This window comes from Roseovarius arcticus (assembly GCF_006125015.1).
GTDB lineage: Bacteria > Pseudomonadota > Alphaproteobacteria > Rhodobacterales > Rhodobacteraceae > Roseovarius > Roseovarius arcticus.
In genome coordinates, this window is record NZ_SZZN01000001.1 from 3,148,080 (window position 1) to 3,161,457 (window position 13,378).

Annotated in this window: 15 protein-coding genes and 1 tRNA gene; 2 read left to right on the forward strand and 14 right to left on the reverse strand. The window is 55.4% G+C overall.

Translation table 11 applies throughout. The annotated features are described in order from the left end of the window. Nucleotides 1-132: 132 nt before the first annotated feature. From MK6180000_RS15100 to MK6180000_RS15125, 6 genes are all read right to left on the reverse strand, one after another. On the reverse strand, nucleotides 133-885 hold the full coding sequence (locus tag MK6180000_RS15100; RefSeq protein ID WP_138935478.1) for a hypothetical protein: 753 nt from the start codon (nucleotides 883-885) through the stop codon (nucleotides 133-135). A gap of 557 nt (nucleotides 886-1,442) precedes the next feature. Next, nucleotides 1,443-1,643, reverse strand: a complete 201-nt coding sequence (gene rpsU / locus MK6180000_RS15105) for a 30S ribosomal protein S21 (RefSeq protein WP_138935479.1) — start codon at nucleotides 1,641-1,643, stop codon at nucleotides 1,443-1,445. A 190-nt stretch (nucleotides 1,644-1,833) separates the two neighbouring features. Then, the gene (rnk, locus tag MK6180000_RS15110; RefSeq protein ID WP_138935480.1) at nucleotides 1,834-2,280 is read right to left on the reverse strand and encodes a nucleoside diphosphate kinase regulator; all 447 of its coding nucleotides are present in this window, start codon (nucleotides 2,278-2,280) and stop codon (nucleotides 1,834-1,836) included. 71 nt (nucleotides 2,281-2,351) lie between these two features. Next, complete coding sequence (locus MK6180000_RS15115; protein WP_138935481.1) at nucleotides 2,352-2,714, reverse strand: hypothetical protein; 363 nt, start codon at nucleotides 2,712-2,714, stop codon at nucleotides 2,352-2,354. 791 nt (nucleotides 2,715-3,505) lie between these two features. Beyond that, nucleotides 3,506-3,781, reverse strand: coding sequence for a DUF1127 domain-containing protein (locus tag MK6180000_RS15120; protein ID WP_138935482.1), 276 nt, complete (start codon nucleotides 3,779-3,781; stop codon nucleotides 3,506-3,508). Further along, nucleotides 3,771-3,995, reverse strand: a complete 225-nt coding sequence (locus tag MK6180000_RS15125; protein ID WP_246040541.1) for a DUF1127 domain-containing protein — start codon at nucleotides 3,993-3,995, stop codon at nucleotides 3,771-3,773. Before MK6180000_RS15125 ends, MK6180000_RS15120 begins: the two co-directional genes overlap by 11 nt. A gap of 130 nt (nucleotides 3,996-4,125) precedes the next feature. Here MK6180000_RS15125 and MK6180000_RS15130 point away from each other — a divergent pair, with 130 nt between their 5' ends. After that, nucleotides 4,126-5,040: a LysR family transcriptional regulator gene (locus MK6180000_RS15130; protein ID WP_138935483.1), complete on the forward strand. Its 915-nt coding sequence runs from the start codon at nucleotides 4,126-4,128 to the stop codon at nucleotides 5,038-5,040. Between the two features lie 409 nt (nucleotides 5,041-5,449). Here MK6180000_RS15130 and MK6180000_RS15135 read toward each other — a convergent pair whose 3' ends face one another. The 5 genes from MK6180000_RS15135 to MK6180000_RS15155 form a co-directional block, all read right to left on the reverse strand. Beyond that, nucleotides 5,450-6,634 carry a benzoate/H(+) symporter BenE family transporter gene (locus tag MK6180000_RS15135; protein ID WP_138935484.1) on the reverse strand — a complete coding sequence of 395 codons (1,185 nt, stop codon included), beginning with the start codon at nucleotides 6,632-6,634 and terminating at the stop codon, nucleotides 5,450-5,452. A 428-nt stretch (nucleotides 6,635-7,062) separates the two neighbouring features. Next, nucleotides 7,063-7,959 carry a nickel/cobalt transporter gene (locus MK6180000_RS15140; protein WP_138935485.1) on the reverse strand — a complete coding sequence of 299 codons (897 nt, stop codon included), beginning with the start codon at nucleotides 7,957-7,959 and terminating at the stop codon, nucleotides 7,063-7,065. Then, the gene (locus tag MK6180000_RS15145; protein WP_138935486.1) at nucleotides 7,950-8,600 is read right to left on the reverse strand and encodes a DUF1007 family protein; all 651 of its coding nucleotides are present in this window, start codon (nucleotides 8,598-8,600) and stop codon (nucleotides 7,950-7,952) included. Before MK6180000_RS15145 ends, MK6180000_RS15140 begins: the two co-directional genes overlap by 10 nt. Nucleotides 8,601-8,835: 235 nt before the next feature. After that, nucleotides 8,836-9,300: an NUDIX hydrolase gene (locus MK6180000_RS15150; protein ID WP_138935487.1), complete on the reverse strand. Its 465-nt coding sequence runs from the start codon at nucleotides 9,298-9,300 to the stop codon at nucleotides 8,836-8,838. A 711-nt stretch (nucleotides 9,301-10,011) separates the two neighbouring features. Beyond that, the gene (locus MK6180000_RS15155; protein WP_138935488.1) at nucleotides 10,012-10,578 is read right to left on the reverse strand and encodes a carboxymuconolactone decarboxylase family protein; all 567 of its coding nucleotides are present in this window, start codon (nucleotides 10,576-10,578) and stop codon (nucleotides 10,012-10,014) included. Nucleotides 10,579-10,679: 101 nt separating this feature from the next. Here MK6180000_RS15155 and MK6180000_RS15160 point away from each other — a divergent pair, with 101 nt between their 5' ends. Further along, a complete protein-coding gene (locus MK6180000_RS15160) occupies nucleotides 10,680-11,252 on the forward strand; it encodes a TetR/AcrR family transcriptional regulator (protein ID WP_138935489.1) in 573 nt (190 codons plus the stop codon). A 125-nt stretch (nucleotides 11,253-11,377) separates the two neighbouring features. Here the strand turns inward: MK6180000_RS15160 and MK6180000_RS15165 are convergent, their stop codons facing one another. From MK6180000_RS15165 to MK6180000_RS15175, 3 genes are all read right to left on the reverse strand, one after another. Beyond that, a complete protein-coding gene (locus MK6180000_RS15165; RefSeq protein WP_212751916.1) occupies nucleotides 11,378-11,635 on the reverse strand; it encodes a hypothetical protein in 258 nt (85 codons plus the stop codon). A 151-nt stretch (nucleotides 11,636-11,786) separates the two neighbouring features. Further along, a tRNA-Arg gene (locus MK6180000_RS15170) sits at nucleotides 11,787-11,863 on the reverse strand. 82 nt (nucleotides 11,864-11,945) lie between these two features. Next, entirely contained in the window at nucleotides 11,946-13,355 is a 1,410-nt protein-coding gene (locus tag MK6180000_RS15175; protein ID WP_138935491.1) for a sensor histidine kinase, read from the reverse strand. Nucleotides 13,356-13,378 lie beyond the last annotated feature (23 nt).

Consider the following 13,378-nt stretch of genomic DNA (forward strand, 5'->3'; position numbering starts at 1 on the left):
CGGAAAAACCTGCCGATGCACCGGTCAAGTGAACAAAAAGTCCACTAGTTTAGACGGTTTATCAGCCTCGGATACCTTGGCGACAGACAACCCACCCTGCGCCACTCACCCTAGCTTTGGCCGGCAAGGCTCTTATGTAAGTTGGTGCCTGCCAGTTGATTTACGGCGTCTCCAACCAAACGCCATTAGCGCAAAAATCCCACTTGCTAGCAACGGAAATGCTGCTGGCAAAGGCACCATTGATACCTGGAGATTGTCGAGAGACATCTCACCACACCATTCGTAACAGGCGAAATCGCCGGCGCCATAAGGTAGATCGACTATGCCGTTTCCAGGCCACGCTTGCCAAGCGTATGTTGTTCGATTTTCAGGAAGCAGAAAAGACACGCGAAACTGATCAAGATTCTGAAAGAGGCTGCCCCAATTCACCATACCACCTACACTGCCCGGACCCGCGACAATCTGGGTGATGCTGGCAACCAAATTTCCATTTCGAAATCCCTCAGCCAAATAGCTTAGTGTTGGGATGAAATCGAGATGCATCAACTGGCCATTGAGCTGATACTCAAGGTTCGTATCTCCGGTCGGATGTGCGCCGGCAAACGCGCCGTATAGCAAGCTGTATGCGCCCAAGGATGCTCCATGCGCACTAAATCTGCGCCCGTCATCCCTTTTGAATGTAGAAGAGATCACACCGCCATCGTCGTGCAGTAAAACTTGCTCGCCATTGCTATAAGCTAGGCTGTTGTCGAAGGTGAATCCTTGCTCACTTTGCAGGTTGTTTCCGACCCACTTGCTGTCGACGCCGAAATTAAGCGTGAGTGCCATCGCTGGCGGAGCGAACAGGACAAAAATCAAACCAAGCAGTGAAGCTCTTCGTATCATTCGTACTCTCCTTGATAGAACATTTTGATCCTAATCGATTTTTCGCTTTCCAACAATATGTAAGGCCGACGTCCCGGACGCATCAGCGTTTCTACGCCGAGCCTTTCCCACACGGCAGCGCGCCAGCAGCCCTGCCTGAGTGGTCCAATTTTCAGCTTGGGTTGCTGCCAGATAAGCGCCGAACCTTGTCCTGAAATCGGTCAGGATTTCCTGCGCACTCTAGCTGTGATGGGACGGATTAAGCGACCAACGCCCGCTCAGCAGGGGCGACAGAACAATGACGCAGAATAGCACTGACCGTGTTCCGATCGGACATCGATGCCAACTCTGACATCGGCCAACACTAGCTGCTACACGCCTTAGGCATTTCTACCATTCAGCCAACGCGCAGGAGTCTTTCGCGAACTTGTCGCTCTGGAAATAAAGGAAGTTCTCGCCTTGGCGGATGGGCCTTGCCTGCGTGAATGTCGAGTAGGGTTCAGAATCAAAAACAAACCCCCCGCCGCCATTGGGCCACGGGGGGTTTGCGATTCGTCAGAGTAACAGTGTGACTCGCATCACGCTTCGCGCTCTAACTTTTTACGCGCCAATTTACGGGCGCGGCGGATCGCTTCGGCCTTCTGGCGCGCATTTTTCTCGGACGGCTTCTCGAAATGTTGCTTGAGCTTCATTTCGCGGAACACGCCTTCGCGCTGTAGCTTCTTCTTCAAAGCTCGAAGAGCTTGATCGACGTTGTTGTCGCGGACACTAACCTGCATGTGGTTTTCACCACCTCTCTAAGAAAAAATTTGCAATAACTTGCAGGACCCCGCCCTCTAACAAGATCAGAGGGATTTGTCGAGTCTGATATGACGACCTTTGGGTGCCCGTCCTAAAATTTGCACCATAGCTAACACCGCCTGCTCCGAATTGTAATCAGAAGCCGCTTTGCCTAATTCGGACGGGCATTCACGACCCAATCGCGCCTTTTGCATGGGGCTGCTCGACGCGGATGACGGTCAACTGACGGCGCTGATCTTTGCGCGTGTCCCAGTAGAACCCCGCGCCCTCCGACAGACCCAGAAGGGCAACACCTATCGGGGTCATGATTGAAACCTGCTGGCGCGAGATATCGGCGTTTTCAGGGTAAACAAGCGTCACAGCCTTTTCCTGACCCGTTGTTTCATCGCGGTAAGTTACCGCACTGCCAATCGTCACAACATTCGCGGGCATTTTCTTGGATTTTGCGATGCGGGCGCGGCCAATTTCGTTCAGCAGGCGTTCGGCCAGTGCTGGATTGTGCTGCATCGCACCGGCTGCAAGTGCCTCGATGTGAGTGAGCTCATCCTCACTGATTACGATTTTAGGGTCACGCGCGCGGCGGGTCTTGGTGGCGTGAAGGATCTGGTGTGTCATTGGATGACCTCCGTTGGAGAGCGTTGGAAACATGGCATCTTGCAAATTGCCTTATGGCAAAGAGGCGTCCCTCAGGCTGCGGACGTAACTTTCAGAACCCTCAGCGAGGCGATCGTGCCATCCTCGCGCAGCAGCGGCGCGCGCTGGCCGACTCGCATCCCAATCAGCGCAGCCCCCAGATTTGAACAAACCGGGATCACGTCGCACTCTAGTTCGCTTCGCGGCCTGTGGCGCATCAGACCGATCTGCGCCGGATCGCCATTCACCGAATAGGTCACATAGGACGCGCCAGTCACAAGATCTTCGTACATCCCGTCGCAGTTATGCGTGATTGTGCTGAGCTTGTGTCGCAGGACGTACCGTAAAAATGGCTGATCTGCGACGTCGGGCTGGTTCAGATGCTGCCGAAGCTGCCGGTAATCTTCGTCAGGCAAGGGCGCCGACCGTCTTGGGGCGGTTTTGATTCCAGAATGCTCTTTGGAAGTGATCAGTTGATGTGGATTGATGCCGTGCATGGATACTCCTCGGACGCCGCAACGTCTCGTACTCAATTCAGATTGGTGAGGAGGCCCCGGGAAACGTAGAAGGCGCGCTTGCGCCTAAATCCCCCGGGGAGGCAGGCGGTTTAGCAAAAGAAACCGAAAATGATCTACATGTGCCTTCATAGCCATTGATGTAGGAATGCTTCTTGTGTGTGTCAATTGTTGACCGGTCAAAGAGTGATGTCAGTAAATCGCTTCGGTGCCATATCGCATCAGCGCATCGTGATGTTGTCGGGAGGCCCATCTTGCCCCGAGTCATTCCACCGTTCTGTCGGCGGGGCCGGATGTCGGGTTAGCTCACGAAAGTGGCTGGCGCATTCACGACTTCCCTTGCGCCTTCAGCGATGGCCCGCTTCCATCCGTCTCGAAGGTGCCTTGCAGCAGGCCGGATCGGGCTAAAGCAAGTGTATTCAAGATCACCATCCTCCAACGCCGGACTGTATAACGCGAGAAATTCAGATCGGCTGCAAGCTTACTGCAAGACTGCGGGGGGGCAATGTGGGCCAGCATCCTCGGGAGGAGGTGAAGATGCTGGCCCCTGCGGCGTTCAGCCCTGGGAGGCAGGACCGCGCCGCTCGTGCTGGTCGGCTCTGGGAGGAGTGAGAGCCAGCACTTTCTCGGGATGACCGCCTGCTGAGAGGCGCAGCCGGTCATGACGCTTGGCGCCTTGGCGCATGTCAGTCTTAGTCCGAATGATCTGTCATCAGGGTTTCGGCGTAGGCGGGAATCTCGGTGCGCTTGATCCCAATTTCTGCCAACTGGCGGTCATTCATCTCGTAGAGCACTTTCACCATGCGGCTGAGCTGCACCGTGTACATCAGCGATGCGAGCCAGCGCACTGTGCCGGCGCCCATGCGCACCAATGCGGCACCAAGCGGCGCGGCCCAGTTTGGCCTGTGAAAATCAACGGAGGCGAAGCGGCGCACATCATGTGCAACCTGTTTGATGCTAGCAGCCATATGCTGTCTCCCATGCGAGACGTGTGATGTGGCTGCGGGGAATTGCCAGATCTCGTAGTTCCTGGTCCGATAGGGCCGAGAGCTCTGTGATCGTCCGGCAGTAAAGTTTGCGGCGGCTCCGTGCCGCCTGAAGCTTGCCCACGGCTTGCTGAAAAACCGTGCGCGTGCCTACAAAAACGCCGCCGAGTTGTTGCATTGAATGTGTATCGGTCATGTTTGCTCCTCGGTGCTTGCTGCAGCGCGGAATTTATGCTGCACTGCAGAAATAGGCGGCCAAGACGGGGCTCACAACTCTTCAAAACCGCATAGCCGCTATGACGGAATGGAACAGGAAGCTCGCAAAGATGGATATTTCGTCGCAGATGTTGCTTTTCGTAAAGGTCGTTGAGCGCGGCAGCATATCCGCCGCCGCGCGCGCTGTGGGTCAGACCCCTTCAGCGGTCAGCAAGCAGATCGGGATGCTAGAGGATCAAGTTCGTCACCGCCTGCTAAACCGGACGCGCAGCGGCGTGCTACCAACGCCCGAAGGCCACGATTTCTACGAAAAGTGTAAGGCGCTGGCGGAAAAGTTCGCAGATGCCAAGGCACACATCCAAAGCCTTGATGGGTCACCGCGCGGCAAACTGAAGATCGCGTCCAGCGTGGCGTTTGGTAAATCGCAACTTATTCCGGTTCTGCCCAAATTCCTTAACGCCTATCCGGACGTCAGCGTAGCATTGGACCTAACTGACCGCGATATCGACATTGAGGCCGAACGCTTTGACGTCGCGATCTGCTTTGCCGAGCAGCGTAAAATGTCCGACATCGTCGTCCGTAAATTTATGCAGAGCCGAAGGATACTTTGCGCGGCGCCTGCATATCTGGAGCGTGCAGGCCACCCTCAGAATTTTGCGGATTTGGCGCAGCACAATTGCCTGCGGCTTGCGGGTAATCACGAGCGAAACGAGTGGATATGGCAAAGCGATGCCAAGAGCGCGAATTTCGAGGCAAAGGGCAATTTCGAGGGCAACAGCACTGACGTGGTCTTTCGCGCGACGCTTGCAGGCCTCGGAATTGCGCGATTGCCGTCCTATCTGGTTGCGGCCAAGCTGCAATCGGCTGAACTGATCCGCGTGCTGCCTGAGTATTCACAGCAGAATGCTGAAATCGCAGTGCTTTTTGCTGACAAACGCAACCTGGCGCCCAGGATCCGGGTATTCGTCGATTTCCTCGTGAAGGAGTTTCGTAGCGGTCCGGAGTTCTGCCTAGTTGAAGCGTAGCTCTGAAAGGATCGATTTTCACTCTGCCACCTTTAGGTAAGGCCTCAGCAATTGGGGCCCGAAATGATCAGAGAACTGAACTCCGTTAGGCACATCTGGAAGATGCCGAGCGAACACCATGTGCGTGTTTTGTTGGAAGAATTGATCTGGCCTATTGGTCACTGCTGCCCGCACGGCTGCAGTATGCGGTCCGTGGCGCTGTCAATCGGCGCGTGGTGGGCTGTATCAATGCGCCAAACCTGAATGCCGTAAGCAGTCTACAATTACTACCAAAACGCCAAGGCGTTCGACAAAGCTGGACCTTTGAGTAGCCGCGCTCTTCGTCGTACTGACATACAGCAAGGCAATATCGTCAGTTCTTATGTCAGGGATCTTGGGCGAGCATCGGAAAGCTGCTTGGGAACTCGGGTCAGTGATCGATTGACCGATTTGCAATTGTCTTTGACAACCAGATGAGCGCGCCAACAACAACACCCCAAAACGCCCCGCTTACGCCGAAAAGCGTCATGCCGCTTGCTGCTATCAAAAACGTCAGTGCTGGCGCTTCCAACTGAGTGGATTCGCTGAAAGCAGCCGAGATCGAGCCAACCAAAGCGGGGATAAGCGCCAGCCCAGCCACCGAAGTGATGAGCGCGATCGGCGCAAGGCTGGCCAATGACGTTACAAGCGCTGCGGCAAAGGCCAGGAATACATAAACGATCCCCGATGTTATCGCAGCCCAGTAACGGATCGCTGGATCGCGGCCAGCGTCTTCACCTGCCATCATCGCCGCCGTGATCGCGGACATGTTGACGGGAATCGATCCGAACGATGCAAACGCAAGGCTGACAAGGCCGGTTTTCCGGATGAGGGGTTGGCGTTCCACCGGATAGCCGTTCAGTTCCAGCACCGCAAAGCCGGGGATGTTTTGCCCCGCCATCGTCACCAGATAAAGCGGCAGAGCGATGGAAAAGAATGACTGGATTGTAAAGATCGGCACGGTTGGGGCAAAGGCAGGCAGCCATACTATGTCAGTTTGAATAGTGTTGCCCGACGTGTCGACGGCGAAATAGAGAACCAAAAGAAACGCAAACACCGCAAACGGCATTGCGGCCAGCCTGTTCCATGTCAATCCAATCAGCCACGCGACGAGTACAGGCAGGACCAACAAAGGAATGGTGCCGAGCGCAATCGCAGGGGCCAGACACAGCTTGAGCAGGACACCTGCAAGCAACCCGTTTGCGATGGGTTTCGGGATGGCGGCTACGATCCGACCAAGGGTTGGTATAAAGCCCGTTAGGACGATCAATCCGGCGCAAAAAATCAGCGCCCCGACAGCCTCGGCAAAACCGCCCGGCAAAGTGGCCGTTGCCGCAAGAAATGCGGCCCCAGGCGTGGACCATGCTACAGCGGCGGGAATTCGCGTCACGGCAGGTAGCCAGATGCTGCAAATACCCATGCCGACGGTTGCAAAGAAAAGCCCGGTCGTAGCCTGCTCGCCCGTCGCCCCCATCGCAGTCAGCCCCGCTAGCACGATGGCGAATGACGCTGAATATCCCACAAATGCGGCGAGCATTCCCATGGAAACGGCAGGTATTGAAAGATCGCGGAACATAGAATTAAAACGCCCTGGTTCGATTTTTCGACACCTTTATAGACATCGACTAATCTTCCATAGGGGTCATTCAAAATCGCAAGCAAGAAGGCAGCTTCGTCTAAGATTTTTCGCCGCTGCATCACAAGATGACAGCAGCCACAGACCTTAGCCTTAGGACACATTCCACCCTACGTTTCACTGATGCACTGCAGCCAGCACAAGCAGACATCCGCGAAGGGATGAATAATCAGCACTATACTGCTTTCACAACATCGAATTCAGAAGCAATGCGCGGACGCACTCCAGGATCCATAGTCACCGACGCGAGAGAGAACTTGAACGGTGCTAATGCGCCGAATGTTGTGCAAATCAACGGATCCTAGACCCTATCGAGCACTAAATTCACATATTTGGCTTTGCGGCATCAATTGAACGAGGTTTATTCCTCAAAGGATTGAAATCGAGAGCAGCGCGAGGCTGAACCATAAAATCAGGACACCCGCGATGATCTGGAGAACCGGTGCCGCGACCCCGATGACGCTGGCCCGCCCGCCTGAAAAAGCCGCCACGCCACGCAAGGCAACGCTGGAAATGGCCACGCCGGAGGTCAGGATCGCGGTGCCTAGCCCCATTGCGATCGTCGCGACAAACCCGGCCGCTTTGATGTCGAGTTGCCAGGCGATCACAAGCAGGAAAATGGCGCCAGTGCAGGGGCGTATGGCGATACTGGCAACTAGCGCCGCAGATTCACGAAATGTCTTTATGGACGCTACCTGTTCGGGATCGGGGCCGTGTGCGTGGCCGCAGCCGTCACTGTGATGCACATGTCCTGCGTGGTCAGGAGTGTTTGTTTTTCGGCGCGATATAGTGCGCAATCCGCGCAGCATAACGATGATCCCGACGACGGCGATTGCCAGATAGCTTGCGGGGGCGAGCCATTGTTCCGCGATCACGGTCAGGTGGTTTGCCGACAACTGAAGCAGCGAAAAGCCACCGTAGACAAGCACGACAGCCCAAATAGCTTGTGCTAGGCTCGATGCGACGGCCAGAACGATCATGCGGGACGCGGGAACGGTCGACCCCAAACCCACCCCGCCAATCAGGTATTTGCCATGGCCGGGACCGGCGGCATGAACGACACCGTAAGCGCCTGCCGCCAATAGCAGCGCGGCCCAGCCGCCCGGTGCGCCCGATCTGATCGCGCGCACGGCGGCGGCCATCTCGTTCTGGAACGCACGCTGTTGGGTGACGGCCCAGTCCATCACACCGGGGAACGTAGCGGACCCGATGGCGAACAGCAGGGCCGCAGCCAAGATCAGAACAATCGGGATCGTTAAGCGCAATTTACAACGATCCGGTCTGCGAACAATTGGCCGACATTGGCGATGTCCGGTGTTTCTTCGCGATTGAGAAGCGCAAGGCTTTGTTTCATTTCGTCGGATTGTTCGCCGGGTGTGTAAGGGACGACGACCGCTTCACATGTTTCATTCCCAACGAAGGATGGATCATTCGTAATGGCGAAAGCAAAGAAATAAGTAGATTCGTAGAACGCGACCTCGACGGATTTGTTGGTGAGGATGGCAGGCGTTTCCAACTTGCGCAAAAAAGTCAGTTGAAGTCGTCCGTCAACGAGATCGACGGCAAGATCGCTGGGCCAAGCCATTTCTATCAGGTCACTATCGATAGAGAGATGCGCGGAACCGTCGAAATCGTCCGGCCAATCGCTATAGGCAGCGCGGATCGCTTCACGGTCCGCATTGGACAGGGTGCCGTCAGGTTGCGGCTCGATACCACGCGACGACAAATCATACAGGGTTTCGAATTCATCATAAAGCCAAGTGATCGACAAGGCATCGAGCGTTTCGTCACCTGACATGATAAAATCTATGCCACCATCCACAAATATGTGGGGGTGCGCATTCATTGGTGCGGCAAGGGCAATACCAACGGTCATTCCGATCACGAAGACGAATGGTCGTTTCACGAGTATTCAGTCCTGTTTTGATGCATCGGTTTGATATGATAGCGCTTGAAAAAACACAAACCTTGCGACGCGAGAGCGGCCGGTTTGCGCCTGTCGAGATGTCGTGGAAGCCAAGCGGGTCGCCACTGTATTGTTGCAACCGTGCTGCGAACCGGGCCACTTAGTCCTTTGGATGAAAGATACGGGTCGTTTTTTTAATTTAGAGTAGGAACGTCCAAATGTCGCCAATGTGGGATTAAATATTGCAGATCAGAAGGTGCTTACTCGGGGTTCTTTTTACGAACTCGTCTTCTATCCAGCTAAGAACGCGTCGTTGCCCGCCAAAGGCCACCATCTCAATTGCCTTTCCAAAACTCACCCATCGGTATTCGCTGTGCTCATGATTTAATGACACAGTCGTGGAGGCGTCTATGAAGGCGACAAACACGGGGGCTATCGTAATCGCATCACGATCAGCTTCATAGAATTGCTCGCAAGTGTCAGCCGAATACAATGCGCTAGGCTTCAAGCCAGTCTCTTCATTGAGTTCACGCAGGGCGGTTTGCCAAGCTGTTTCACCTTCCTCAATGCTTCCCGCCACCTGACACCACTCGCCTATCAAAGTCTGAGTTCTTTTAAGTAGTAAAACTTCATGCCGCGCCTCAGTTTTTCGGATAGCTACGAGCGATGCAAGGAACGACCTGATTGGAATTTCCGCCATAGTCTATATTTCACACCTTATTATTTGCTGCCTCTTTTTAGGTGACTGGGTGTGATTGGCAAAGGGTCGCAATGTCCGCAGAACCGCCATACGCGTAAAGCGTTCGGCTTCGTTTGGTGAAAAATCGGGATTAAATTTGATCGCCCGGACTTCGCAACTTCTGCATCCTGCGCGTCGCAACCCGGTGTGGAGGCTGCAGCGCCAGCGGCCGGGTGTGCCGGTCTACGAGCGCCTTATGTCATCTGGCTGAGGAATGAACCGCGCACCTGAAGCGTATTCACACTTTCCGCCCCATATATGCCGATGACAGATAATACATGGACGGCCCAGAGCATGCGTAATTGGGCTGCGCGCTGTTCTGAGGGTCAACTCACGATAAGATCACAGGATGACCGCAAAGCGTAAAGATCGACGGCAATTTCGCCCTGAAGCCCGGCCAGCGCGCTGTTTCAGAGTGTTGGATAGGTCAACATGTTGGCTATTTCCGACTTTTTAAGAGATTGCAGAGCATTTCAGAACTGGTTTCAAACGTAGTGGCAGGGCCACGCGGCGGCGTTTGGTTTGTGCGAGGAATCCGGGCTGCCTCCGCCAATCTGCGTACATTTTTTTGGTCAAGGGGGCGATCATAGCCTGTGCTGACACTGCCACCGGGACAATCGTAATGCGCGGAGGGCGCGCCGCGCAGTGATCCGCGACGCGCCTTCCTCAGCCTTACACCTTCAGAGGTGTGTCGCTGCGTTTCCACTCCAGCGGTTGGAACACTTCATCAACGGGTGTTTCGGCCACGTGGTTGACGTAATTCGACATGGTTTTCTGCGCTAAACCCAAGATCACGTCCAGAACCGCACGGTGACCATAGCCCGCGTCAAAGAACGCTTTCATCTGCGCTTCTGATACATTCCCACGCTCGCGCACCATCTGAACCGTAAACGTGCGCAGCGCCTCAAGCTTGGCGGTAGGGAGCGCCGTCTCGTTGCGGAGCGCGTCTGTGATGTCGTCTGACACCTTCATCATCTTGGCGATGCCGGTGTGGGCCGGAACGCAATAGTGGCACTCATGCTCAACGTTGATCGACTGCCAGACAACCGTAAGCTCGTCGGCATTGAAATCCGTTTCAGTGAACAATTTATGAAGCAACTGATAGCCTTCATAGGCCTGCGGGCTTTCGGCGAGCACCTTGTGCAATCCCGGCAAACGGCCAAAGGCTTTTTGCGATTGCACTAAAAGCGGCTTGGAGGCGTCGGGCGCGGAATCTTGGTCGTGGAATGGAAACTTCATTTGGTCAACCTTTACTAAATTGTCATTAGATATCAGTTTACGCTTTCTTGATCGATCACTCAAGTATATATTTGAGCGATCATTCAACATATGGTGATCTGATGCCGCGCAAACCGAACCATGACCGCAATGACCTGATCAAACGCGCCCGCGACCTATTTTGGCGCCGTGGTTGGGCTGGAACGTCTTTGAAAGATCTCGAGGCTGCCTTGCAGGTAAAGCCAGGAAGTTTTTATGCAGCATTCGGATCAAAGGATGCGCTATTTGAACTTGCGATGGACAAGTACGCGATGGATGGCGCCGAGCGGTTGAAGGAACTGGCTCGGACCTATGGCCCAATCAAAGCGCTCCAGCGCTTTCCTGAAATGGCAATCGGAAGCAACGAGGCCCCCGCCAAGGCCTGCATGCTATCCAAGACGCTCCTTGAGCTTCATGCGCATAATCACCCGTTGGCGAGTAAGGCGAACCTGCATCTCTTGAGGATGGAGGAGCAATTTGCAGAGCTGTTCCAACAGGCACAGTCCGCCGGGGACATTGGCAGCGAACATGACCCCAAAGTGCTCGCCCGCCGGTATCAGTCCGACCTTCTGGGGCTGCGGGTGTCTGCAGAACGAGACGGTGTCGACGCCAAGGCAATTGCGCAGGAGATTGCAGACAGTCTGGTCCGCCTTTGACGGCTGTGCTGAGATGTGAAGCCAAATTTTTGGGAAATCACCTCGCACCTTTCGCAGATCCAGTACTGTCGGCGCAATATTGTCTGTCCTATCGGTTTTGCCAACAACTGCCCTCGCAATAATGATCATTCAAAATCGCAGAAGCCAACATTCCCATCGTTACTGGAATTGGGCATTTTGGGCTCCGAATTCGCGAGATCTCCCTGATTTTCTAGGTGCATGCTTCGTTCAGCCTCGCGAATCGAGCCAATAACGCCTATCGGGCCGGCAACAGCACCCAGATTTTGATATCTGGAATATGTTTTTGGCTGCGTTTTGATGCCCTTGGCCAACCGATGATAGGTATCATGCATATCCTTGAATGAAGGGTGAGGGATGACCATTACAACCCCATCCCCTCGGGTTCGCACCTACAAATCAATGTCATGCAATTCGTCATGCAAAATGTCATGCCGCCAGCGGGAGCCAAAGCTCTCCACGGGCGTATAATATATTTAATTTCAGTTAGTTAGATAGATTTTCACGGGGGGATTATGGTGGACCGAGGAGGATTCGAACCCCCGACCCCCTGATTCGTAGTCAGGTACTCTATCCAGCTGAGCTATCGGTCCACGCGGGCAGCAATTAGCGGCTGTGTTCCGGCTTTGCAAGGGGCGATTGCCAGTCAGGTGGGGTGATTTATAGAAACTGCGCTCAATCGTTATGCGGCTTGGGTGTCCGGGCGCCCGGCAGTTCGCCCTTGGGCAGCGTGATCAGGAACGATGTCCCCTTTGGGCCGGTATGCTCCAACTCCAGCGTACCGCCATGGCCGCGCACCAGCTCGACCGAGATGGTCAGGCCGAGGCCCGATCCGCCCTTCGTTGCGCCGCCCTGAAATGGTGTGAACAGATGTTCGCGCGCTTTGGGAGGCAGGCCGGGGCCGGTGTCGCTGATGCGGATAAGCACGGCATCGTCCGTCTCGCTACTTTGGACAGCGATCTCGCCGGGACGGGCGCTGGTGACGATAGCCTGACGTGCGTTGCGCACAAGGTTGGCGATCACGCGGTACAGTTGCTCGGGGTCGGCGCGCAGCTGAAAGCCTGCCCGCACATCCTCGGAAAAGCTGATGTCGGCCTCGCCGGCGGACAAGCGCTCGCTGTCGATGACGTCGGTGACGATGTCCAACAGGGCAAAACGTGAAAGGCGAGGCGCAGGCTCTTCGGCCTTGCCATAAGCCAGCGTAGACTCGCACAGGTTGACCGCGCGGGTAATCGAATTGACCAGTTTGGGCGCCATGCGTTTGACCATCGGGTCCTCCGATGTCTCAAGCCTGTCGGTGAACAACTGCGCGCTTGTCAGGATGTTGCGCAGATCGTGGCTGACCTTGGCCACTGCGCTGCCCAATCCGGCAAGGCGTTCTTTTTGCCGCAAGGCTCCGGTCAGCTGGGTTTGCATCAGCGCCAGTGTCTCTTCGGCCTCGCGCAGCTCGGTAATGGTCGAGCTGGGGGCGATGACGCCGCGAGCGTCCTCGGGTGCGCTGGCATAGGCTTTCATCGAGCCGACGACGCGGCTGATGGGCCGCACAAGAAACACGCGCACGGCTAAAAATAGCAGCACGGCGGTGATGATCGAGATGACGGCCGATAGCAAAAGGATGCGCAGACCGTAGTCGATCATTGCCATGCGCAGCGTCTGCGTCTCCATAGTGACCTCGATCAACATCCCGGCGCTGCGTACGGGCATTCCGATAACACGCACCACTTGGTCCTCGCGTGTCATCAGCCGCGCCAGTGCGTCGCGCATTAACCTCCAGGCGCCTGCGTCTCGCAGATCGTATGTGGCAGCGATGGCAACGGGCAGCGGCGACGACAGCACCAACTGGCGCGCATCGTTGCGGCGCAGCACCACGTTAAAGACGCCGGCATTTGCCAGCAGCTCATCCTCCAGGTCTGGGCTGATCTCGTCGCCGGCCAGACGGGCAAGTGACGCGATCTGCGCCCGTTCTAGACGGGACAGCAGAAAATCCTCGCGAAATCGCGCGATGGACGGCACAAAGATCAAGATCTCGGCCAACATCACAAAGATCGCCGTAAGGATCAGGAAACGGCCTGAGAGTGAATTCATCTTGCCCTCCTGCCCCTAGGGTC

Excerpts from the sequence above, each read along its gene's own strand:
- MK6180000_RS15100 (WP_138935478.1), bottom strand. The coding sequence starts at position 885 with ATGATACGAAGAGCTTCACTGCTTGGTTTGATTTTTGTCCTGTTCGCT.
- rpsU (WP_138935479.1), bottom strand. The coding sequence starts at position 1,643 with ATGCAGGTTAGTGTCCGCGACAACAACGTCGATCAAGCTCTTCGAGCT.
- rnk (WP_138935480.1), bottom strand. The coding sequence starts at position 2,280 with ATGACACACCAGATCCTTCACGCCACCAAGACCCGCCGCGCGCGTGAC.
- MK6180000_RS15120 (WP_138935482.1), bottom strand. The coding sequence starts at position 3,781 with ATGGCTGCTAGCATCAAACAGGTTGCACATGATGTGCGCCGCTTCGCC.
- MK6180000_RS15125 (WP_246040541.1), bottom strand. The coding sequence starts at position 3,995 with ATGACCGATACACATTCAATGCAACAACTCGGCGGCGTTTTTGTAGGC.
- MK6180000_RS15130 (WP_138935483.1), top strand. The coding sequence starts at position 4,126 with ATGGATATTTCGTCGCAGATGTTGCTTTTCGTAAAGGTCGTTGAGCGC.
- MK6180000_RS15135 (WP_138935484.1), bottom strand. The coding sequence starts at position 6,634 with ATGTTCCGCGATCTTTCAATACCTGCCGTTTCCATGGGAATGCTCGCC.
- MK6180000_RS15150 (WP_138935487.1), bottom strand. The coding sequence starts at position 9,300 with ATGGCGGAAATTCCAATCAGGTCGTTCCTTGCATCGCTCGTAGCTATC.
- MK6180000_RS15155 (WP_138935488.1), bottom strand. The coding sequence starts at position 10,578 with ATGAAGTTTCCATTCCACGACCAAGATTCCGCGCCCGACGCCTCCAAG.
- MK6180000_RS15160 (WP_138935489.1), top strand. The coding sequence starts at position 10,680 with ATGCCGCGCAAACCGAACCATGACCGCAATGACCTGATCAAACGCGCC.
- MK6180000_RS15165 (WP_212751916.1), bottom strand. The coding sequence starts at position 11,635 with ATGGTCATCCCTCACCCTTCATTCAAGGATATGCATGATACCTATCAT.
- MK6180000_RS15175 (WP_138935491.1), bottom strand. The coding sequence starts at position 13,355 with ATGAATTCACTCTCAGGCCGTTTCCTGATCCTTACGGCGATCTTTGTG.